At 63.2% G+C, this 19,003-nt stretch carries 17 protein-coding genes; 7 read left to right on the top strand and 10 right to left on the bottom strand.

Features of this window, described 5'->3' with window-relative positions:
• Positions 1–3: 3 nt before the first annotated feature.
• The 3 genes from AC3IQ7_RS19835 to AC3IQ7_RS19825 are packed head-to-tail and all read right to left on the bottom strand — an operon-like array spanning position 4 to position 2,395.
• Positions 4–462: a hypothetical protein gene (locus AC3IQ7_RS19835; protein ID WP_489207111.1), complete on the bottom strand. Its 459-nt coding sequence runs from the start codon at positions 460–462 to the stop codon at positions 4–6.
• Positions 459–1,436, bottom strand: coding sequence for a D-2-hydroxyacid dehydrogenase (locus AC3IQ7_RS19830; RefSeq protein WP_489207110.1), 978 nt, complete (start codon positions 1,434–1,436; stop codon positions 459–461). Before AC3IQ7_RS19830 ends, AC3IQ7_RS19835 begins: the two co-directional genes overlap by 4 nt.
• Positions 1,433–2,395 carry a LysR family transcriptional regulator gene (locus AC3IQ7_RS19825; protein ID WP_099378702.1) on the bottom strand — a complete coding sequence of 321 codons (963 nt, stop codon included), beginning with the start codon at positions 2,393–2,395 and terminating at the stop codon, positions 1,433–1,435. Before AC3IQ7_RS19825 ends, AC3IQ7_RS19830 begins: the two co-directional genes overlap by 4 nt.
• Before the next feature lie 146 nt (positions 2,396–2,541).
• On the opposite strand from AC3IQ7_RS19825, the gene AC3IQ7_RS19820 reads away from it, so the two are divergent.
• From AC3IQ7_RS19820 to AC3IQ7_RS19795, 6 genes are all read left to right on the top strand, one after another.
• The gene (locus AC3IQ7_RS19820) at positions 2,542–2,754 is read left to right on the top strand and encodes a hypothetical protein (RefSeq protein ID WP_158301236.1); all 213 of its coding nucleotides are present in this window, start codon (positions 2,542–2,544) and stop codon (positions 2,752–2,754) included.
• Positions 2,751–3,611: an alpha/beta hydrolase gene (locus AC3IQ7_RS19815; protein ID WP_099378703.1), complete on the top strand. Its 861-nt coding sequence runs from the start codon at positions 2,751–2,753 to the stop codon at positions 3,609–3,611. The genes AC3IQ7_RS19820 and AC3IQ7_RS19815 overlap by 4 nt, the downstream gene beginning before the upstream one ends.
• Positions 3,612–3,881: 270 nt before the next feature.
• Entirely contained in the window at positions 3,882–5,126 is a 1,245-nt protein-coding gene (locus AC3IQ7_RS19810) for an efflux RND transporter periplasmic adaptor subunit (RefSeq protein ID WP_489207109.1), read from the top strand.
• Positions 5,127–5,128: 2 nt separating this feature from the next.
• Entirely contained in the window at positions 5,129–8,329 is a 3,201-nt protein-coding gene (locus AC3IQ7_RS19805; protein WP_322427741.1) for an efflux RND transporter permease subunit, read from the top strand.
• A gap of 44 nt (positions 8,330–8,373) precedes the next feature.
• Positions 8,374–9,819: an efflux transporter outer membrane subunit gene (locus tag AC3IQ7_RS19800; RefSeq protein WP_489210489.1), complete on the top strand. Its 1,446-nt coding sequence runs from the start codon at positions 8,374–8,376 to the stop codon at positions 9,817–9,819.
• 174 nt (positions 9,820–9,993) lie between these two features.
• The gene (locus tag AC3IQ7_RS19795) at positions 9,994–10,551 is read left to right on the top strand and encodes a fasciclin domain-containing protein (RefSeq protein WP_099400581.1); all 558 of its coding nucleotides are present in this window, start codon (positions 9,994–9,996) and stop codon (positions 10,549–10,551) included.
• Between the two features lie 66 nt (positions 10,552–10,617).
• Here AC3IQ7_RS19795 and AC3IQ7_RS19790 read toward each other — a convergent pair whose 3' ends face one another.
• The 6 genes from AC3IQ7_RS19790 to AC3IQ7_RS19765 all read right to left on the bottom strand — a co-directional run bounded on the left by AC3IQ7_RS19790 (position 10,618) and on the right by AC3IQ7_RS19765 (position 13,879).
• On the bottom strand, positions 10,618–10,881 hold the full coding sequence (locus tag AC3IQ7_RS19790) for a hypothetical protein (RefSeq protein ID WP_099378707.1): 264 nt from the start codon (positions 10,879–10,881) through the stop codon (positions 10,618–10,620).
• A 43-nt stretch (positions 10,882–10,924) separates the two neighbouring features.
• Entirely contained in the window at positions 10,925–11,269 is a 345-nt protein-coding gene (locus AC3IQ7_RS19785) for a hypothetical protein (RefSeq protein WP_099378708.1), read from the bottom strand.
• Positions 11,270–11,384: 115 nt separating this feature from the next.
• Entirely contained in the window at positions 11,385–12,404 is a 1,020-nt protein-coding gene (locus tag AC3IQ7_RS19780; protein WP_489207108.1) for a serine hydrolase domain-containing protein, read from the bottom strand.
• Between the two features lie 207 nt (positions 12,405–12,611).
• A complete protein-coding gene (locus tag AC3IQ7_RS19775; RefSeq protein WP_099378710.1) occupies positions 12,612–12,938 on the bottom strand; it encodes a hypothetical protein in 327 nt (108 codons plus the stop codon).
• Positions 12,939–12,979: 41 nt separating this feature from the next.
• Complete coding sequence (locus AC3IQ7_RS19770) at positions 12,980–13,345, bottom strand: hypothetical protein (RefSeq protein WP_489207107.1); 366 nt, start codon at positions 13,343–13,345, stop codon at positions 12,980–12,982.
• Positions 13,346–13,567: 222 nt separating this feature from the next.
• On the bottom strand, positions 13,568–13,879 hold the full coding sequence (locus tag AC3IQ7_RS19765) for a hypothetical protein (RefSeq protein ID WP_099378712.1): 312 nt from the start codon (positions 13,877–13,879) through the stop codon (positions 13,568–13,570).
• Positions 13,880–14,092: 213 nt separating this feature from the next.
• Between AC3IQ7_RS19765 and ligD the strand changes: the two genes are divergently transcribed.
• Complete coding sequence (gene ligD, locus AC3IQ7_RS19760; protein WP_489207106.1) at positions 14,093–16,591, top strand: DNA ligase D; 2,499 nt, start codon at positions 14,093–14,095, stop codon at positions 16,589–16,591.
• Here the strand turns inward: ligD and AC3IQ7_RS19755 are convergent.
• Complete coding sequence (locus AC3IQ7_RS19755) at positions 16,575–18,899, bottom strand: PAS domain S-box protein (RefSeq protein ID WP_489207104.1); 2,325 nt, start codon at positions 18,897–18,899, stop codon at positions 16,575–16,577. The two genes, ligD and AC3IQ7_RS19755, sit on opposite strands and share 17 nt — an antisense overlap.
• Positions 18,900–19,003 lie beyond the last annotated feature (104 nt).

Raw genomic sequence — 19,003 nt, 5'->3', positions numbered from 1 at the left:
TTCCTACAAGCCCGCTTCTTTCCATGAGGACAAACCGAGCCGTTTCAACAGGCGGCCCGACAGTCCGCAGCTCCAGCAACTGATCTGGATTTGCCGCTGCCGCGTCGGTCCCGCCGCATGCCAGGCTTGCCCGGCGTAATCGAGCAGGGCGTCGCTGAGCGGGGAGGCGTCGGCTGTCGCTGGCAAGCGCGTCATCAATTCGAACACGCCGTAGGTGGCCTCCTTGATCTGCAGCAAACCGGCCAGCAGGGCGCGCAGCACGGTGCCGTCAATGCTGGCGCTGGCCTGGGTAAAACGTTGCTGCCAGCACAGCCCGCGTGCGTGCCACAGGGCCAGCAGCGCGGGCACGTCGTCCGTCCGCAATTGCCCGATCAGCTCGTCCGCATCGAGAAACAGGTCGAGGCGGTCGTATTCATCGTCGTCCAGCGCCAGCAGTTCATCGAGTTCCTGCAATACGCTCATGCCACCGCGTTCGTCGGTGCACCGCGTTCGAATGCTTCCACGTTGCCGATCAGGATATCGGCCAGCTTTTGCATGGCTTCGCCGCTGGCCCAGGCCGTGTGCGGCGTGAGGATGAAGTTGGGCAGGCGCAAATTCAACAGCGGGTTGTCGGGCAGGGGCGGCTCCTTCGATAGCACGTCGAAACCGGCGCCGGCGATCACGCCACGCGTTAATGCATCGGCCAGCGCCGCTTCATCGACGAGGCCGCCCCGCGCCGTGTTGATCAGCAGCGACGTCGGCTGCATGCGCGCCAGTTCTTGCGCGCCGATGATGTTGCGCGTGGTGTCCGTCAAGGGCAGGTGCAGGCTGAGCACGTCGGAAGTGGTCAGCAAGTCCTCGAAGCTCACTTGCGTCACGCCGTTCTCATCGATAGGCGAGCGGTTGTGCACCTGCACCTGCATGCCGAAGGCGCGCCCCAGCTGGGCCACGGACTTGCCCAGCGCGCCGTAGCCGAGCAAACCCAGGCGGCTGCCGGCCAGGTCGCGGATCGGGTGGCCGAACAGGCAGAAGCGTTCCGACGCCTGCCACAGGCCCGCTTCCACATCGGCGCGGTAAGCAACCAGCTGGCGGCGCAGGGCCAGCATCAGGGCCAGCGTGTGCTCGGGCACGGTGGCGCGCGCATAGTCGCGGATATTCGCCACGACGATGCCCCGTTCGCGGCAGGCGGCCAGGTCGACAATATCCGTGCCGGTGGCGGCCACGGCGATCATTTTGAGGTCCGGCAATTGCGCCAGCTCGGCCGCGCGCAGCGGCACCTTGTTCGTGATGGCGATGCTGGCGTCTTGCAGGCGGGACACCGTCTGTTCGCTGCCCTTGGTATGTGGATATTCTTCCCAGCTGTGCGCGAAGGCGGGCGGACGCACGCTGGCGATCAGGCTGTCGCGGTCGAGAAAGACGATGCGGTGCGGGTGCGGCGATTTGCTTGCTGCTGTCATGGCTGGGCCTCGGTCAGTGTGGCGCGCGCGCTCGCGGGACTGCTCTTGCCCTTGAGCTGCGTGGCCGGGTGGTTGGTAAACATGTCGGCGACCCATTCCACAAACACGCGCACCTTGGCGGACAGATGGCGGTTGGGCGGATAGATCACGTGGATGGGCAGCGGGTCGGATTCCCATTCGCCAAGCAATTCCACCATTTTGCCCTGTTCTATCAGCGGCGCAAGCATGAAATGCGTCATTTGCACGATGCCCAGGCCCGCCAGGCCGGCGGCCGTGTAGGCATTCGAGTCGTTCAGGGCGATATGGCTGGGCATGGCAACCTGGATGCGTTCGCCGGCGCGCGTGAAATCCCAGTCAAACGTTTTGCCGGTCTTGGCGGAGAAAAAATTCACGCCGCGGTGGCGCGGCAGGTCGTCCGGGTGCAGCGGCGTGCCGTGGTGCGCCAGGTAGCCGGGCGACGCGCACGTCATGAAGTGCAGCACGCCGACCCGGCGCGCGATCAGGTTCAGGTCGCCCAATTCGCCGCCGCGCACGGCGCAGTCGACGCCTTCCTCGATCAGGTCGACGGGGCGGTCGCTGCAACCGAGTTCCAGCGAGATATCCGGGTAGCGGGCAAAGAAGTCGGGCAGGGCAGGGATGATCAGTTCGCTGGCCAGGGCCGTGGGCGCATCCACGCGCAGGCGTCCGCTGGGGCTCAGGCGCGTGCGCGACAGCGATTCCTCGGCCTCGCGCACGTCAGACAGGATGCGCACGCAGCGTTCGTAATAGGCGGCGCCATCGGACGTGATGCTGACATGGCGCGTGGTGCGGTTGAGCAATTTAACCGACAGGCTCGCTTCCAGCGACTGGATCAGGGTCGACACGGTGGCTTTCGGCAGCTGCATGTTTTCCGCCGCGCGCGTAAAGCCGCCCGCATCGACGACTTGGATGAAAACTTCCATGGCTTGCAGCTTGTTCACTTGAATTCCTATCACTTTATCCGTGATTATTCAGAATCCTGAACAATCAATTCGTCATTGCACTCTTTATCAGATTGTAGATCAAGTCTATAGTTGTTGTACTGCAGCATAAATGTGATGCCGCAGGCAGTACAACAGGAGAGATCATGGGTCATCGGAATGGAAACTTTGCAGTATTCGCCCTCGTGGCGAGTGTACTGGCTTTGGCCGCGATGGTATCGACGGATGCGTATTCACTGGCGGCGCAAAGCGAAGCCAGCGGTTATAGCGCCCTGACCCATGAAGTCGGTGGCGTCGCCCTGTTGTGCCTGAACGACACGGTGCTCGATGTTGCGGTGCAGCCGGTGGTGGCGCAATGAGCTTTGCCGACACCGCGGCCGAGCTGGCTCCTGGCCAGGCGCTGAAGATACGCGACATCGAGGTGCAGGGCGCGCAGGATGCGCTCGCCGCGCGCGTCTACACGGCCGGCGTGCCGGGCGCCAGGCAATCGAGCCTGATCGTCTTCTTCCATGGCGGCGGCTTTGTCGACGGCGACCTGGACGATGCGGACGACTTCCTGCGCTGTCTCGTGCTGAGCAACCCCGACCATGTGGTGCTGGCCGCGAACTACACCTTGGCGAAGGTGCGTCCATTCCCCGCCGCCGTGGAAGACGCGCATGCCGTGCTGCTGTGGGCGAAAAAGAACAAGTCCAAGCTGGGCTGGACGGGCAAGCAGATGGTGGTGTCGGGCATCGAAGCGGGCGCCAACCTGGCCGCCGTGTGCGCCATGATGTCGCGCGACCGGGGCGGACCGCCCCTCGCGGGCCAGGTGCTGATCATGCCCATGCTCGATCCCGGCCTGTCGACCTGCTCGATGCGCCACTTGCCGAGCTGTCCCGACCTGGCGGAAGTGGCGGACCAGTGCGCCGCCGCCTACCGTGGCTATCTGCCGAATGCCGCTGACCGTACCCATCCGTACGCGTCGCCATTGCAGTCGAGCCGCCTGAAGAATCTGCCGCCAGCCTTGATATTGTCCAGCGAAGACGACCCATTGCGCGACGAGGCTGAACAATACGGCAGCAAACTGATCGCCTGCGGCATCAAGACCACCGTGCGGCGCATGGCCGCCGCGCCGCTGCAAGACGCGACCGCCCGTAATGAGTGCGCCTGCAAGGTGCAGGTATTGAGCGAAATCGCCAGCTTTGTCGCTGGACTGGGGCAGGAGCCCGAGTCATAAAGCCGCCGTGCGCGGCGCAGCAAATAAATTACACTAATCAGTTTACTTTTTGAGTTTCGGTTGCTACACTATGCAGTGTAGTTCCCATCTTGCCTGAGTTGTGCGTTCGCACAGCCAGCTTCGTCGTCCCCGTCCGCTTTTAAGCAGCTGGCGGCCTGTTTACCTTTGATCGAGCGCCGTCGGGCGCCATGGCACCACCATTCACTTTTTCAGTTGGGTTGCTTCCTGCCGCCCATACCATTAGAAATTTTCATAAAACAGGGAAATAAAATGAAAAACGTTCAACAATTTTCCACTCTGCTGAAGCCCCTGGCTGCCTCGCTCGCGCTGGCAGGACTGGTGGCCGTGAGCCTGGCGGGCTGCGATTCGGCCAACAGCAAGGTGCCCGACGCGCCAGCGGCCGGCGGCCCGCCCATTTCGGCCGCCGCCGTCGTTGAAAAACAGATCACGGAAACGCAGGAATTTTCGGGCCGCCTGGAAGCGATCGAGCGCGTGGAAATCCGCTCGCGTGTGGGTGGCTTCATCACCGCCGTCAACTTCAAGCCGGGCAGCGAAGTGAAGAAGGGCGATGTGCTGTTCGTCATCGATCCGCGCCCATTCCAGGCTGAAGTGTCGCGCGCCGAAGGCACGGCTGCCTCGGCCCGCGCCAAGGCGGAACTGGCCAAGCTGGAACTGTCGCGCGCTGAAAAGCTGCTGGCTGAAAAAGCCATCGCCCAGCGCGAATTCGACGAAAAAGCGTCGGGCTTGAAAGAGCTGGACGCGAATGCACGCTCGGCGCAAGCCGCGTATGAAGCGGCCAAACTGAACCTGTCGTACACGCAGGTGCAGGCGCCGATCAGCGGCCGCGTCAGCAAGGCGGAAATCACCGTCGGCAACCTGATTGACGCTTCCGCCATTTTGACCTCGGTGGTGTCGACGGACCGCATCTACGCCAGCTTCGACGGCGATGAAGATACCTATCTGCGCGTGGCCGGCACGGCGCAAAAGGGCACGCCCGTCACCGTCAAGGTCGGTCTGGCCAACGAAACGGGCTTCCCGCACGAAGGCAAGCTGGAATTCGTCGACAACCAGCTCGATCCGGCCACGGGCAGCGTGCGCATGCGCGCCACCTTCGCCAACGCCGAGCGCCAGCTGGTGCCGGGCCTGTTCGCGCGCATCCAGCTCGACGGCGGCAACGGCCCGCAGGCGCAAAGCACGGCGCTGCTGATCAGCGACCGCGCCGTCGGCACGGATCAGAGCCGCAAATACGTCTACGTGGTGGGCGCTGACAACAAGGCCGAATACCGCGCCGTCAAGCTGGGCCCGACCTCGGACGGCTTGCGCGTGGTGCGCGAAGGCTTGAAGGCGGGTGAGAAGATCGTCGTCAACGGCTTGCAGCGCGTGCGCCCCGGCGCGCCCGTGACGCCGCAGATGGTGGCCATGGATTTCGATCCGACCGCGCCTGTCGCCCCCGCGAAACCTGAAGTAAAAGACGCCAAGATCGCCGCGAAAGCAGCATCGACTTCCAAGGAATAAACATGAACTTTTCCCGCTTTTTCATCGACAAGCCGATTTTCGCGGCGGTGCTGTCGATCGTCATATTCGTGGCCGGGCTGCTGTCGATTTTCGGCCTGCCCATCTCCGAATATCCCGACGTCGTGCCGCCATCCGTGGTGGTGCGCGCGCAGTACCCGGGCGCCAACCCGAAAGTGATCGCCGAAACCGTGGCCGCGCCGCTCGAAGAGCAGATCAACGGCGTCGAGAACATGCTCTACATGTCCTCGCAAAACACGTCCGATGGCGCGATGATGCTGACCGTGACCTTCAAGATCGGCACCAACGTCGAGCAGGCTGAAACGCAGGTGCAGAACCGCGTGCAGCGCGCCTTGCCGCGCCTGCCCGAGGAAGTGCGCCAGATCGGCGTGACGACCGTCAAGTCCTCGCCCAACCTGACCATGGTGGTGCACCTGGTTTCGCCAAACAAGCGCTATGACGACATGTATTTGCGTAACTACGCGGTGCTGAACGTCAAGGACCAGCTGGCCCGTTTGCCCGGCATGGGCGACATCCAGATCTTCGGCGCCGGCGACTACGCCATGCGCATCTGGCTCGATCCGCAAAAGGTGGCGGCGCGCGGCATGACGGCCAATGACGTCGTCGACGCGATCCGCGAGCAGAACGTGCAGGTCGCCGCCGGTGTGATCGGCGCCTCGCCAGCGAAGAACTCGGACTTCCAGCTGACCGTCAATACCCAGGGCCGTCTGCAGACGCCCGAGGAATTCGGCGCCATCATCGTGCGCACGAATGCCGACGGCGCCGTGACGCACCTCAAAGACGTGGCGCGCGTGGAAATGGGCGCCAACAGCTACTCGCTGCGTTCGCTGCTGAACAATAATCCGGCCGTCGGCATGGGTATTTTCGAAGCGCCGAACGCCAACGCGCTGCAACTGTCTTCCGACGTGCGCTCCAAGATGGACGAACTGAAAAAAGACTTCCCGCAAGGCGTGGAATACCGCATCGAGTACGACCCCACGCAGTTCGTGCGCTCGTCCATCGAAGCCGTGATCCATACCCTGCTTGAAGCCATTGCCCTGGTGGTGCTGGTGGTGATCATCTTCCTGCAAACCTGGCGCGCCTCGATCATTCCGCTGCTGGCCGTTCCCGTCTCCATCGTCGGCACCTTTGCAGTGATGCTGGGCTTTGGCTTTTCGATCAACACCTTGTCGCTGTTCGGCCTCGTGCTGGCCATCGGTATCGTCGTCGATGACGCCATCGTGGTGGTGGAAAACGTCGAGCGCAATATCGAGGAAGGCTTGTCGCCGCGCGACGCCACCATCCAGGCCATGAAAGAGGTCAGCGGTCCTATCGTCGCCATCGCCCTGGTGCTGTGCGCCGTGTTCGTGCCGATCGCCTTCGTGCCCGGCCTGTCGGGCGAGTTCTATCGCCAGTTTGCGCTGACCATCGCCATTTCGACCGTGATCTCCGCTTTCAGCTCGCTGACCCTGGCGCCAGCCCTGTCTGCCGCGCTGTTGAAACCGCACGATGCGCCGAAAGATGCGCTGACGCGCGGCATGGACATGGTCTTCGGCCGCTTCTTTGCCTGGTTCAACCGCTTCTTCGGCCGCGCTTCGCACCGCTATGAAGCGGGTGTAAAAGGCGTGCTGGGCCGCAAGAGCGCCTCGCTGGGCGTGTATGCGCTGCTGGTCGTTGCCGCCATCTTCACCTTCAAGTCCGTGCCGGCCGGTTTCGTGCCAGCGCAGGACAAGCAATACCTGGTGGGCTTTGCGCAATTACCTGACGCCGCTTCGCTGGACCGCACGGAAGATGTCGTGCGCCGCATGTCCGACGTCATCAAGTCGGTGCCTGGCGTCGAATCGACCATCGCCTTCCCCGGCCTGTCGATCAACGATTTCACCAATGCGCCGAATGCCGGTATCGTGTTCGCCACGCTGAAGCCGTTCGACGAGCGTACCACCAAGGAATTGTCGGGCGGCGCCATCGCGGCCGAGATCAACAAGCGCCTGGGCGGTATCCAGGACGCCTTCATCATGGTCTTCCCGCCACCGCCGGTCAACGGCCTCGGTACCATCGGCGGCTTCAAGATGATGATCGAAGACCGTGGCAACCTCGGTTACGACGCGCTGTACAACGCCACCCAGGCACTGGCCGCGAAAGCGTACCAGACGCCGGAACTGGCAGGCGTGTTCTCGGGCTACCAGATCAACGTGCCGCAGCTCTTCGCCGACGTCGACCGCGTGAAAGCCAAGCAGATGGGCGTGCAGCTGCAAACGATTTACCAGACCTTGCAGATCAACCTCGGTTCGCTGTACGTGAATGACTTCAATCAGTTTGGCCGCACCTACCAGGTGCGCGTGCAGGCCGATGCGGCGTTCCGTTCGCATGCGCAGGATATCGCGCAGCTGAAAGTACGCAATGACAAGGGCGAAATGATCCCACTGTCGTCGTTGATGCGCGTCAAGGACAGCTATGGTCCTGACCGCGTGCAGCGCTACAACGCGTATGCCGCAGCCGACTTCAATGGCGGTGCCGCACCTGGCGTATCGAGCGGCCAGGCGCAAGCCGCGCTGGAACGCATCGCCAAGGAAGTGCTGCCGCAGGGGATTGCGTATGAATGGACGGAGCTGACCTACCAGGACATTTTGTCTGGCAATACGATGATCTATGTCTTCCCGCTGTGCGTGCTGCTGGTATTCCTGGTGCTGGCCGCCCAGTACGAAAGCTGGACCCTGCCGCTGGCGGTGATCCTGATCGTGCCGATGTCGATCCTGTGCGCCTTGTTGGGCGTCAAATTGACCGGTGGCGACAACAACGTGTTTACCCAGATCGCGCTGTTCGTGCTGGTGGGGCTGGCGTCGAAGAATGCGATCCTGATCGTGGAATTTGCCCGTGAACTGGAAGAGCATGGCCGCACCGTCGTGCAAGCGGCGTTGGAAGCGTGCCGTCTGCGTCTGCGTCCGATTCTGATGACGTCGATCGCCTTCATCATGGGCGTGGTGCCCCTCGTGTTCTCGCACGGCGCCGGTTCGGAAATGCGCCATGCGATGGGCGTGGCGGTCTTCGCCGGCATGCTGGGCGTGACCTTCTTCGGCCTGTTCCTGACGCCCGTGTTCTACGTACTGCTGCGCACCCTGGCGCAGCGTTTTGAGAAAAAACCAGCCGCCGCTGCCGCCAAGCCTGTCGCCGCGCCAGCGCTGGACCTGGAAGGAGATATATATTGAAAACCAAGGAAATCATCTGGCGCGTCAAGCCTGTGCTGACCGCCATGGCAGCTGCCGTGCTGCTGGCGGCCTGCGCGGCGCCGGAGTTCAAGCAGCCGCAGATCGAGACGCCTGCCGCGTTCAAGGAAGCGCAAAGCTTGCCCGCCGTGCAGACGGCAGCCGATGGCACGCGCTGGAAACAGGGCGTGCCCGCCGAGCGCCAGGCGCGCGGAGAATGGTGGCTGGCCTTCAATGATCCGGCCCTCACGAGCCTGATCAACGAAGCCACGCAAGCCAACGCCAACCTGGCCATCGCTGCCGCCCGCGTCAAGCAGGCGAGGGCGATTGCCGGCATCGCCGAAGCGGACCGCATTCCGCAAGTGGGCGTGAACGTGGGCGGCCAGCGCAACCGCGCTTCTGCCGTGTCGCTCGGCTTGCCGAATGGCGCGCCGGTGGCGGCCACCAACGTCTACCAGGCCAACCTGACGGCCAGCTATGAAGTCGATCTGTTCGGCAGAGTGGCAGCTAACGTCAGCGCCTCGCGCAGCGATGCGCTGGCCGTGGAAGCGACTTACCGCTCGGTGCTGCTGTCCTTGCAGGCGGACGTGGCGCAGACCTACTTCCAGCTGCGCGCCACGGATGCCGAATTGGCGACCCTGGAACAGACGGTGCGCCTGCGCGAGGAAAGCGTGCATGTGAACCAGCGCCGCTATGACCTGGGCGACATCGGCGAGTTCGATCTGTCCCGTGCCCGCACGGAGCTGTCGACCACGCGCGCCGAAGCCATCGGCCTGCAGCGCCAGCGCGCCACCAGCGAGCATGCGCTGGCTGTCTTGCTGGGTAAACCTGCCGCCAGCTTCACGGCGACCGTCAACCCGCTGCAGGATAGCGGTTTCCTGCCCGTGATCCCGGCCGGCATGCCGTCGTCCCTGCTGGAGCGCCGTCCCGACATCGCGTCGGCGCAGCGCACCATGGAAGCGTCGAATGCGCGCATCGGCGTGGCGAAATCGGCCATGTTCCCGGCCTTGAGCCTGAACGCTTCCGGTGGCGGCGCGTCCGATACCTTCTCGGATATTTTCAAGTGGAGCAGCCGCTCCTGGCTGCTGGGCGCCCTGATGTCGATGCCGATCATCGACGGTGGCCGCAACAAGGCAGCCGTGAGCCGCAGCGAAGCGCAGCTGGAAGAGTCGGTGGCGACGTATCGCCAGAGCGTGCTGGTGGCCTTCGCCGAGGTGGAAGACAACCTGGCCGGCCTGCGCATCCTGTCGGGCCAGACGCAGCAGATCGACGAAGCCGTCGTCTCGGCGCGCCGCTCGGCCGACCTGGCGCAAAAGCTGTACGACGCGGGCCGTTCCAGCTATCTCGATCTGCTGGACGCCCAGCGCAACCTGGCGGCCATCGAGCGCAACGCCGTGCAATTGCGCGGCAACCGTGCCGTCACCACGGTGGCGCTGGTCCGCGCCCTGGGCGGCGGCTGGGGCGAGACGGAGCCGCAGGTCGCGGCCAACTAGTTTCCGGCACCGCGGGCTGGCATTCCCGGCCCGCGGCGAGGAAAACATCGCGAAACGGCGTCGTGCGCTTGCACGGCGCCGTTTTTTTGTTTTCAGCCAGTTGAATCCGTTTGCGGCCAGGCCGCGTAAGTACTCCTGCAATCATGCAAACGCAGTCATCCAGGAGATATCATCATGCGCACCTTCGTTCCCGCAGCACTGTTCATTACGTCCATGCTGGCCGCCAGCGCCCCGTTTGCCGCCGACATGACGACCATGGTGGGTGGCCAGAGCATGTATCCGTCCAAGGATATCGTCGACAACGCCGTCAATTCGGCCGACCACACGACCCTGGTCGCTGCCGTCAAGGCGGCCGGCCTGGTCGATACGCTGAAAGGCAAGGGCCCGTTTACCGTGTTCGCACCGACGAATGCGGCGTTTGGCAAGCTGCCGGCCGGCACCGTCGAGACCCTGGTGAAGCCGGAAAACAAGGCGACCCTGACGAAAATCCTCACCTACCACGTGCTGCCCGGCAAATACGACTTCAAGGCACTGGCCAAGGAAATCAAGATGCATGACGGCAAAGCCACCCTGCCCACGGCCAGCGGAGGCAAGCTGATGTTCGCCATGAACGGCATGCACAACATCGTGGTGATGGACGAGGGCGGCAATAGCGCCAACATCAGCACCTATGATGTGTATCAATCGAATGGCGTGATCAATGTCATCGACACGGTGCTGATGCCGAAATAAATACACGAAAAAGCGGACGAACAAAAAGACAGGGAAAACCTGTCTTTTTGTTTGGCGTCGCCTCGATTACTTGGCTGGCGCTGCTGCCGGTGCGGAAGCTGCTGGTGCGGCCGGAGTTGCCGGCGTTGCCGGTGCGGCTTTCTTTGCCTTGTGATGCTTGGCTTTCTTGTGCGTTGCTGGCTTGACGGCTGCTGCCGGCGCTTCGGCCTTGGCGACAGGGGCGACGACAGGAACCGGTGCCACTGGAGCGACTGGCGCGACGGCTGGCGTCTGGGCGAAAGCGGCGGTGGCGAACAGGCTGGCGATCAGGGTGGCGATGACTTTTTTCATTTTAGTATCCTTGGTATGGTGTGGTCAGTCAGGTGTGTCTGAATTACTTGGCAGGAGCTGGTGCTGGTGCAGCGGCGGTGGCCGATGCCAGCTTTTCGTCAGCCTTGGCCTTGGTTTTCTTGGCCTTGTGGTGTGCCTTGGCTTTCGTGGTGGCCGCTTCCGCCTTGGCGCTGGCGACGTCCGTTTTGGCGGCGACGACTGCTTTCGCTTCTTTGGCATCCGCTTTGACGACGGCTTGCGCTTCCTTGGCGTCCGCTTTCACGACGGCCTTGGTGTGGGCCGCTTCCACTTTGGCGGGTACCGAAGCTGCCGCAGGTGCTGCCGGGGTTTGGGCGAAGGCTGCAGTTGCGAACAGGCCGGCGATCAGGGTAGCAATTACTTTTTTCATGGTGCAGTCCTCAGTGGTGGTTTGTCTGGTATGTCTGTTGGTGCCGGGATGATTCCCGTGTCACTGAGCATAAAACGCGCCCCCGGACGCATGCGTTGACGGTCATTACAAACGCTTACATCTGCGTTGCATCCGCCTTCAGGATGGCCTTCAGGATGTCTTCCGAACGGCGCTGTCCATAAGCCTTGCCGTACGCGCCAGATGCGATGCTGACCACCATGCGGCGCGCGGGTATCACATAGATCTTGTTGCCGCCATTGCCCGAGGCGAAATGCACGGCGATCTTTTGTCCTGCGATGTCCTGCGTCTTCGCATACCAGAAATAGCCGTAGCTGTCGGCATAGCGGTCCACGGCGCCGATGGCCACGCGCGGCGCCAGCGCGGCCTTGATCCAGGCGGCGTCGATCACCGTCTTGCCGTCAACTGCGCCGTCGTCGAGCACCAGCTGGCCAATTTTTGCCGTGTCGCGTGCGCGCAGCGACAGATTGCCCTGGCCTTTCGGGTGGTGTGCCACGTCGCGGCCCCAGCTCCAGCGCGTGATGCCCAGTGGCGCAAACAGCGCCTTGGCTGCGACATCTTCCAGGTCGGCGCCGCTGGCGTTTTCCACCACGCGCCCCGCGATGTACGAACCCAGCGAGTTGTACCGGTAGATGCTGCCCGGCGCCGCAGCGGCAGGCACGCCGCGCACGAAGGCGGCGGGGGCGGACGCTGCATCGAGCTTGTCTTCATTGCCTGGCGACTGTTCGTCTTCATCGAAGGCGGCCAGGCCCGAACGCATGGTCAGCAAGTCGTCGAGGACGACCTTGCCCGCCGGGCTGCCAGCGACTTCGGGCCAGTAGTCGCCCACTGTTTTTGTTGTCGCCAGCTGGCCGCGCGCCACGGCTGCGCCCACCAGCAGCGCGGTGATGCTCTTGCCGGCCGAGCGGATGTCGTGCAGGGTGTCGGCCGTCTCGCCGTTGTAATAGCGCTCGGCCACGACGGCCCCATCGCGCAGCACGACGACGGCGCGCAAGTCGCCATGGCTGTCGCCGTCCTGGGCTTGCAGGACTTGCGCGATGGTGGCGGGGGTGTCTTGGGCGCTGGCGGCGCAAGGCAGGCACAGGGCGGTAATCAGGAACAAGGGCAGGTGGCGCATGGGATAGGCTTCGCGGCGATGGTCGGAGTGCCAGTGTCCCTCATGTGCGTCGTTTTGTCGCGTGCAAGCTGGCCTGTTCGATGAAGTTTGCATGAAGGCGCGGTGGAAGAGCACCATGCAAAAAGGACAGCCGAAGCTGTCCCTGGTACTCGACGTGGCCACGCAAGCGCAGACCCGGCGGATGCGCTCCCGTGGCTACATTGACGCTTACTTTGCCGGTGTGGCAGCAACTGCCGCGTCTGCTTTGACTGCATCCGCTTTTACCTTGGCTTTGCTGGCCTTGTGATGGGCCTTGGCCTTGGTGGCTTTTGCGTCGGCCTTGGCGCTGGCGACATCGGCTTTTGCATCGGCGGCGACAACCGCTTCTTTCGCGTCGGCTTTCACGACGGCCTTGGTTTCCTTGGCTTCAGCCTTGGCCACGGCTTTCGTGTGGGCCGCTTCCGCCTTGGCGGGCGCTGCCGGGGCGGCAGGGGTTTGGGCGAAGGCTGCTGTAGCGAACAGGCTGGCGACGAGGGTGGCGATAACTTTTTTCATTGTAGTTTCCTGGCGAGTGGTAAGGGATGCTGTGTCGATGATTACTTGGCTGCTGCTGGCGCTGGAGCAGGTGTAGGTGCTGCAGCGGTGGCCGAAGCCAGTTTTGCATCGGCCTTGGCCTTGGTATGCTTGGCTTTGTGATGGGCCTTGGCCTTGGTGGCCGTTGCTTCCGTTTTGGCGCTGGCCACTTCCGTTTTCGCGGCGACGACAGCTTTCGCTTCTTTGGCATCCGCTTTGACGACGGCTTGCGCTTCCTTGGCATCGGCTTTCACGACAGCCTTGGTGTGGGCCGCTTCCACTTTGGCGGGAACCGAGGCTGCCGGGGTGGCTGCTGGCGCTGCAGGCGTTTGGGCAAAGGCAGCGGTAGCGAACAGGCCGGCGATCAGGGTAACAATTGCTTTTTTCATGGTGCAGTCCTCGGTGGTGGTTTGTCTGGTATGTCTGTTGGTGCAGGGATGATTCCCGTGTCACTGAGCATAAAACGCGCCCCGCAAGGTTACCGTTGACCTTGTTTACACTTTCTTACAATCGGGTGTTTTAAAGGACGTTGCTGCATGATGTGGTGGTGAAAATGAAAAAAGACAGCCGAAGCTGTCTTTTTGTCTGGCGCGGAAAACGCGCGGAACTGATTATTTGGCTGCTGCTGCGGTCGCTTCAGTTTTGGCTTCGTCAGCCTTGGCCTTGGCTTTGCTGGCTTTGTGATGGGCTTTGGCCTTGGTTGCTTTGGCGTCGGCCTTGGCGCTGGCGACATCGGCTTTGGCATCGGCGGCGACGGCGGCTTCTTTCGCATCGGCTTTCACGACGGCCTTGGTTTCCTTGGCTTCTGCTTTTGCCACTTCCTTGGTGTGCTTGGCTTCGGCCTTGGCAGGCACGGCTGGCGTTTGAGCAAAGGCTGCGGTAGCGAACAAGCCGGCGATCAGAGTAGCGATTACTTTTTTCATGGTGCAGTTCCTCGAGAAGTGGGGTTGTAGTTCAGGAGATGCATTTCCCCTGTCACTGAGCCAAAAACGCGCCGTACGGCAATAGCGTTGACAGCGATTCGATCTAATTACAAACACTTACATTTGCCGGGGCAGGCACTCTGTTAGCTGGCGTACCGCGCCAGGGACCGCAGCGGCCTAGACTCAAGGCCATCGTTACTGCATGGGTCCGCCATGAAAGCCGCCTTGAAAACCTATCAAGCCAAGCGCAATTTCGCCGTCACGCCCGAGCCTGCGGGGGGCGACGAGGAAGCGGGCGAGGCGCTCACCTTCGTCATCCAGAAGCACTGGGCCAGCCGCTTGCACTATGATTTTCGCCTGGAGCTGGACGGCACGATGAAAAGCTGGGCCGTGCCGAAAGGGCCCAGCTATGATCCGCGCGACAAGCGCATGGCGGTGCAGGTGGAAGACCATCCTGTCTCGTATGCCAGCTTTGAAGGCACGATTCCCGAAAAACAGTATGGCGCGGGCAAGGTCATCATCTGGGATAAAGGAATGTGGCAGCCCCAGCCGGCCACGCCCGATGCGCGCAAGGCGCTGGCGGCCGGCGAACTGAAATTTACCCTGTACGGCCACAAGATGCAGGGCAACTGGGTGCTGGTGCGCATGAAAGGCAAGGGAGACAAACGCAGCGAAAAGCAGCCCGCCTGGCTGCTGATCAAGGAAAAAGACGCCTATGCCCGGCCGGCACTGGAATTTTCTGTCGTGGACGAATTGCCCGACAGCGTCAAGCACAAGGCCATGCCCAAGCGCAAGAAGCGTGCGGCCCAGGCCGCTGCGCCAGCCGCCAGGCTGCCCGCCACCCTGTCGCCCCAGCTGGCCACCCTGGCCGATGCGCCGCCGCCAGATGCGCAAGACTGGCTGTTCGAAGTGAAATTTGACGGTTACCGCCTGCTTGCCCGTTGCGATGGCAAACAGGTCAGCTTGATGACGCGCAATGGCAATGACTGGACGGCGAAACTGCCGAAGTTGCGGCAGGCACTGGAGCAGCAGGGCTTGCCGCCAGGCTGGTATGACGGTGAAATCGTCGTCAACGACGCCAGCGGCCACCCGGATTTCGGCGCCTTGCAGCGCGCGTTTGATGCGGAAACGACCAGCGCCATCGTGTATTACCTGTTCGATGTGCCGTATTTCGATGGCCACGATCTGCGGGGCCAGCCCGTGGAAGCGCGCAGGGCGTTGCTGGAACAGCTGCTGCGGCGCTTGCCCGCGTCGCCCCTGGTGCGTTTCAGCGCCACGCTCGATGCTGCGCCGCAGCAGATCCTGGATCACGCCTGTCGCCTGGGGCTGGAAGGGGTGATCGGCAAGCGGCGCGGTTCGTCCTACGTCATGCGCCGCTCCGGCGACTGGATCAAGCTCAAATGCGGGCTGCGCCAGGAATTCGTCATCGGCGGCTATACGGCGCCGCAGGGCGCGCGCGAAGGGCTCGGGTCGCTGTTGCTGGGCGTGCACGATGCGCAGGGCAAGCTGCGCTATGCGGGCAATGTGGGCAGCGGCTTTGACGATGCGGCCTTGCGCGACTTGCGGCGGCGGCTCGATGCGCTGGCCATCGAAACGAGTCCGTTCGTCGGCAAGGCGGGTGGCGTGCGCCAGCCCATCTGGGTCAAGCCGCAACTGGTGGCCGAAGTCAGTTTTGCGCAATGGACCAGTGGCGGCGCCGTGCGCCATGCCGTGTTCCACGGCTTGCGCGAGGACAAACAACCGGCTGCCATCGTGCGCGAGCGGGCGCAGCACATCGACAGGGAGAAGACCATGCACAGCAAATCCATGCCGGACGGCGTCTTGCCGGCCAGTTTCAAGGTCAGCCATGCGGACAGGGTGATCGACAGGGACAGTGGCGCCAGGAAGATCGACCTGGTGCGCTATTACGCGCTGGTGGGCAAGCTGATGCTGGTGCATTTGAAGGGGCGGCCCGTTTCTCTGGTGCGCGCGCCGGCCGGCGTGGGCGGCGAGCTGTTCTTCCAGAAGCATGCGGAGACGTCGGCCATGCCCGGCGTCAAGCAGCTCGATGCGCGGCTCGATCCCGAGCATGCGCCCATGCTGGAAGTGGCCAGCCTGCAAGGTTTGTTATCGGCGGCGCAGTGGAATGTGGTGGAGTTTCACACGCAAAACGCGCTGGCCAGCGCCTACGACACGCCGAACCGGCTGGTGTTCGACCTGGACCCGGGCAAGGGCGTGGCCTGGCCCGCCATCTGCGAAGCGGCCGTGCTGCTGCGCGCTTTCCTGACGGAGCTGGGTTTGCCCGCCTGGCTGAAAACCAGCGGCGGCAAGGGCTTGCACGTGGTCGTGCCGATCCGCCCGAAACACGACTGGGATACGGTCAAGGCGTTTTCGCAAGCGATCGTGGCGCACATGGCGCAGCTTATTCCGCAGCGCTTTGTCTTGAAAAGCGGACCGGCTAACCGCGTCGGCAAGATATTCATCGATTATTTGCGCAATGGCAAGGGCGCCACCACCGTGTGTGCGTGGTCGGCCCGCACGCGGTCGGGGTTGGGCATTTCCGTGCCGCTGGCCTGGGAAGAGCTCGACAAGCTGAAGGCGGGCGATCAATGGAACGTAGGCAATGTCCACAGCCGCCTCGACGTGGGCAACGCGCCGTGGGATGGCTATGCGCGCAGCGCGAAAGGACTCGATGCGGCGATGAAAAAGCTGGCCTTTAATCCTCCGGCTTGAACGGCAGCACGGCGCGCGCCAGCTGCAGCGCTTCCTCGATGGCAGTGTTGAGCTGGGGAATCTCGACGGGTTTGGTCAGGTAGCGGAAAAAGCCCGCAGCCAGGCCGTGCCGGATGTCGCCCTTCATGGCATTGGCCGTCAGGGCGATGACGGGGATGTGCGCCGTGCGCGTATCGTTGCGCAGGATGCGCTGCGCCTGGTTGCCATTCATACCGGGCAGGTTGATATCCATCAGGATGACGTCGGGGCGGCGTTCCAGCGCCAGCGCGATACCCTGGCGGGCGTCGGTGGCCGAGATCATGCGCAGGTGGGGCAGGAAACTGACGATGTCTTCCACCAGGCGCAGGCTGGCCGGATTGTCTTCCACGTACAGCAGCAGCGCCTGGCCACCTGCATCGTCCCCGGCGTCGCCGGCGGGCTCGGGCAGGTATTCCGTTTCCGCCTGCGCGGCGGGTAGCGCAGCCATCGTATCGAGTTCGATCCAGAACACGCTGCCCACGCCGATGCAGCTGTGTACACCCATGCTGCCGCCCATCAACTCGACCAGGCACTTGGTGACGACCAGGCCGATGCCCGTGCCTTCCTCGCTGCCCGCCTCCTGCCCCAGGCGGTTAAACGGCTGGAACAGTTCCGCCAGCTGCGCCTCATCCAGGCCCTTGCCCGTGTCGCGGATGGCGATGCGCACGCGCTGCGCCCCGGGCTGCGAGATTTCCAGTTCCACCTTGCCGGCCGGGCGGTTGTACTTGATGGCGTTTGACAGCAGGTTCAGCAGCACTTGCTTGAGGCGCGTATGGTCGGCCCTCAGCGTCAGCGCCTCGCAGGCCGGGAAGACCAGGTGGATCTGGCGCTGCTGCGCCTGTTCCTCCACCATCACGCGCACTTCCTCGATCAGCGCGGGCAGCGTCACCGCTTCCATCGACAGGCTCAGGCTGCCTGATTCGATCTTCGCCAGGTCGAGGATTTCATTGATCAGGGTGAGCAGGTGGCGGCCCGAAGTGACGATGTTGTGCACGAAGGTGCGCTTTTGCAGCGCGGTCGCGGGCAGGGCTTCGTTGGCCAGCAGCTGGGCAAAGCCGAGGATGGCGTTCAGCGGCGTGCGCAATTCATGCGACATGCTGGTAAGAAAGCGGTCTTTCGCCTGGCTGGCCCGTTCGAGTTCGATTTTCTGTTCATTGAGCGTGCGCTCGATGCGCTTGCGCTCCGTGATGTCGCGGATGGCCGACGAGACCAGCACGCCTTCATCCGTTTCCAGCGGCGACAGGCTGATTTCGACGGGAAACTCGGTGCCGTCGCGGCGCAAGCCGTACAGTTCCAGGCCCGCGCCCATGGAGCGGGCGCGCGGCGCCGTGGAAAAGGACTGGCGGTGGTGCGGATGGTCAATCGCATAGCGGGCCGGGATCAGCACTTCCACATTGCGCCCAAGCAACTCCGCGCGCGAGTAGCCGAACAGGCGTTCCGCCTGCGAGTTGACGAGCACGATCTCGCCATCGCCGTTGACGATGACGATGGCGTCCGGCGCCGATTCGAGCAGGCCGCGGAACTTCTGCTCGGCCCGCCGGCGGTCGCTGACGTCGCGGATGGCGCTGATGACGAAGGTGCCGATCTCCGTCTGGATCGGCGACAGGCTGATTTCGACGGGGAATTCGACGTTGTCCTTGCGCAAGCCCAGCAATTCCAGGTCGGCGCCCATGGTGCGCGTGCGCGGCTGGTCGAAATAGCGCGCGCGGTGCCCCACATGCGCATGGCGCAGGCGTTGCGGCAGCAGGCTATCGATTTGCCTGCCGCTCAATTCGCCTTCCGCATAGCCGAACAGGCGCTGCGCCTGCTGGTTGGCCAGCACGATGGCGCCCGTGGCATTGACCATGATGACGCTGTCCGGCGTCGATTCGAACAGCACGCGGTAGCGCACATCGACGAACTGGGCGTCGCGCGCCGCCTTCAGCAAGGTCGTGTCCTTCATGGTGGAAATCAGGTAGCGGGGGCCGTCTGCCCCCGCCTGCGCGGCCTGGCATGCCACGTCGACGTAGATGAGTTCACCATCCTTGCGCCGCCGCAGCGATTCGCGGTCGTAGCTGCCGTGCAGGATCAGCTGCTCGTTGATCAGCGGGCCCGCCTCGGCCTGTCCAGGCAGCGAGATCAGTTCCCACAGCGTGTGGCCCAGCGCTTCGTCGCTGGCATAGCCGAAAATGCGCTGCGCCCCGGCCGTCCAGCGCACGACGGCATGCTCTTCGTTCGTGATGACAACGCCGCCTGGGGCGCCACTGAGGATAAGCTGATCTAACTCGGCATCCATTTTTTCCGCACGCATGACAGGGCTTGCCGGGTGGCAGGCTGTGTGCATAACGTAGCGAGAAGCCTGGTCAAAGTCAATGCATTTATCTGATGACGGAGGCTGCCGGAGCGGGTGGGTGG

Source organism: Janthinobacterium sp. GL_088 (assembly GCF_057837845.1).
The sequence above is the reverse complement of the archived record's forward strand: the minus strand, read 5'-3'. Positions and strand labels throughout refer to the sequence as shown.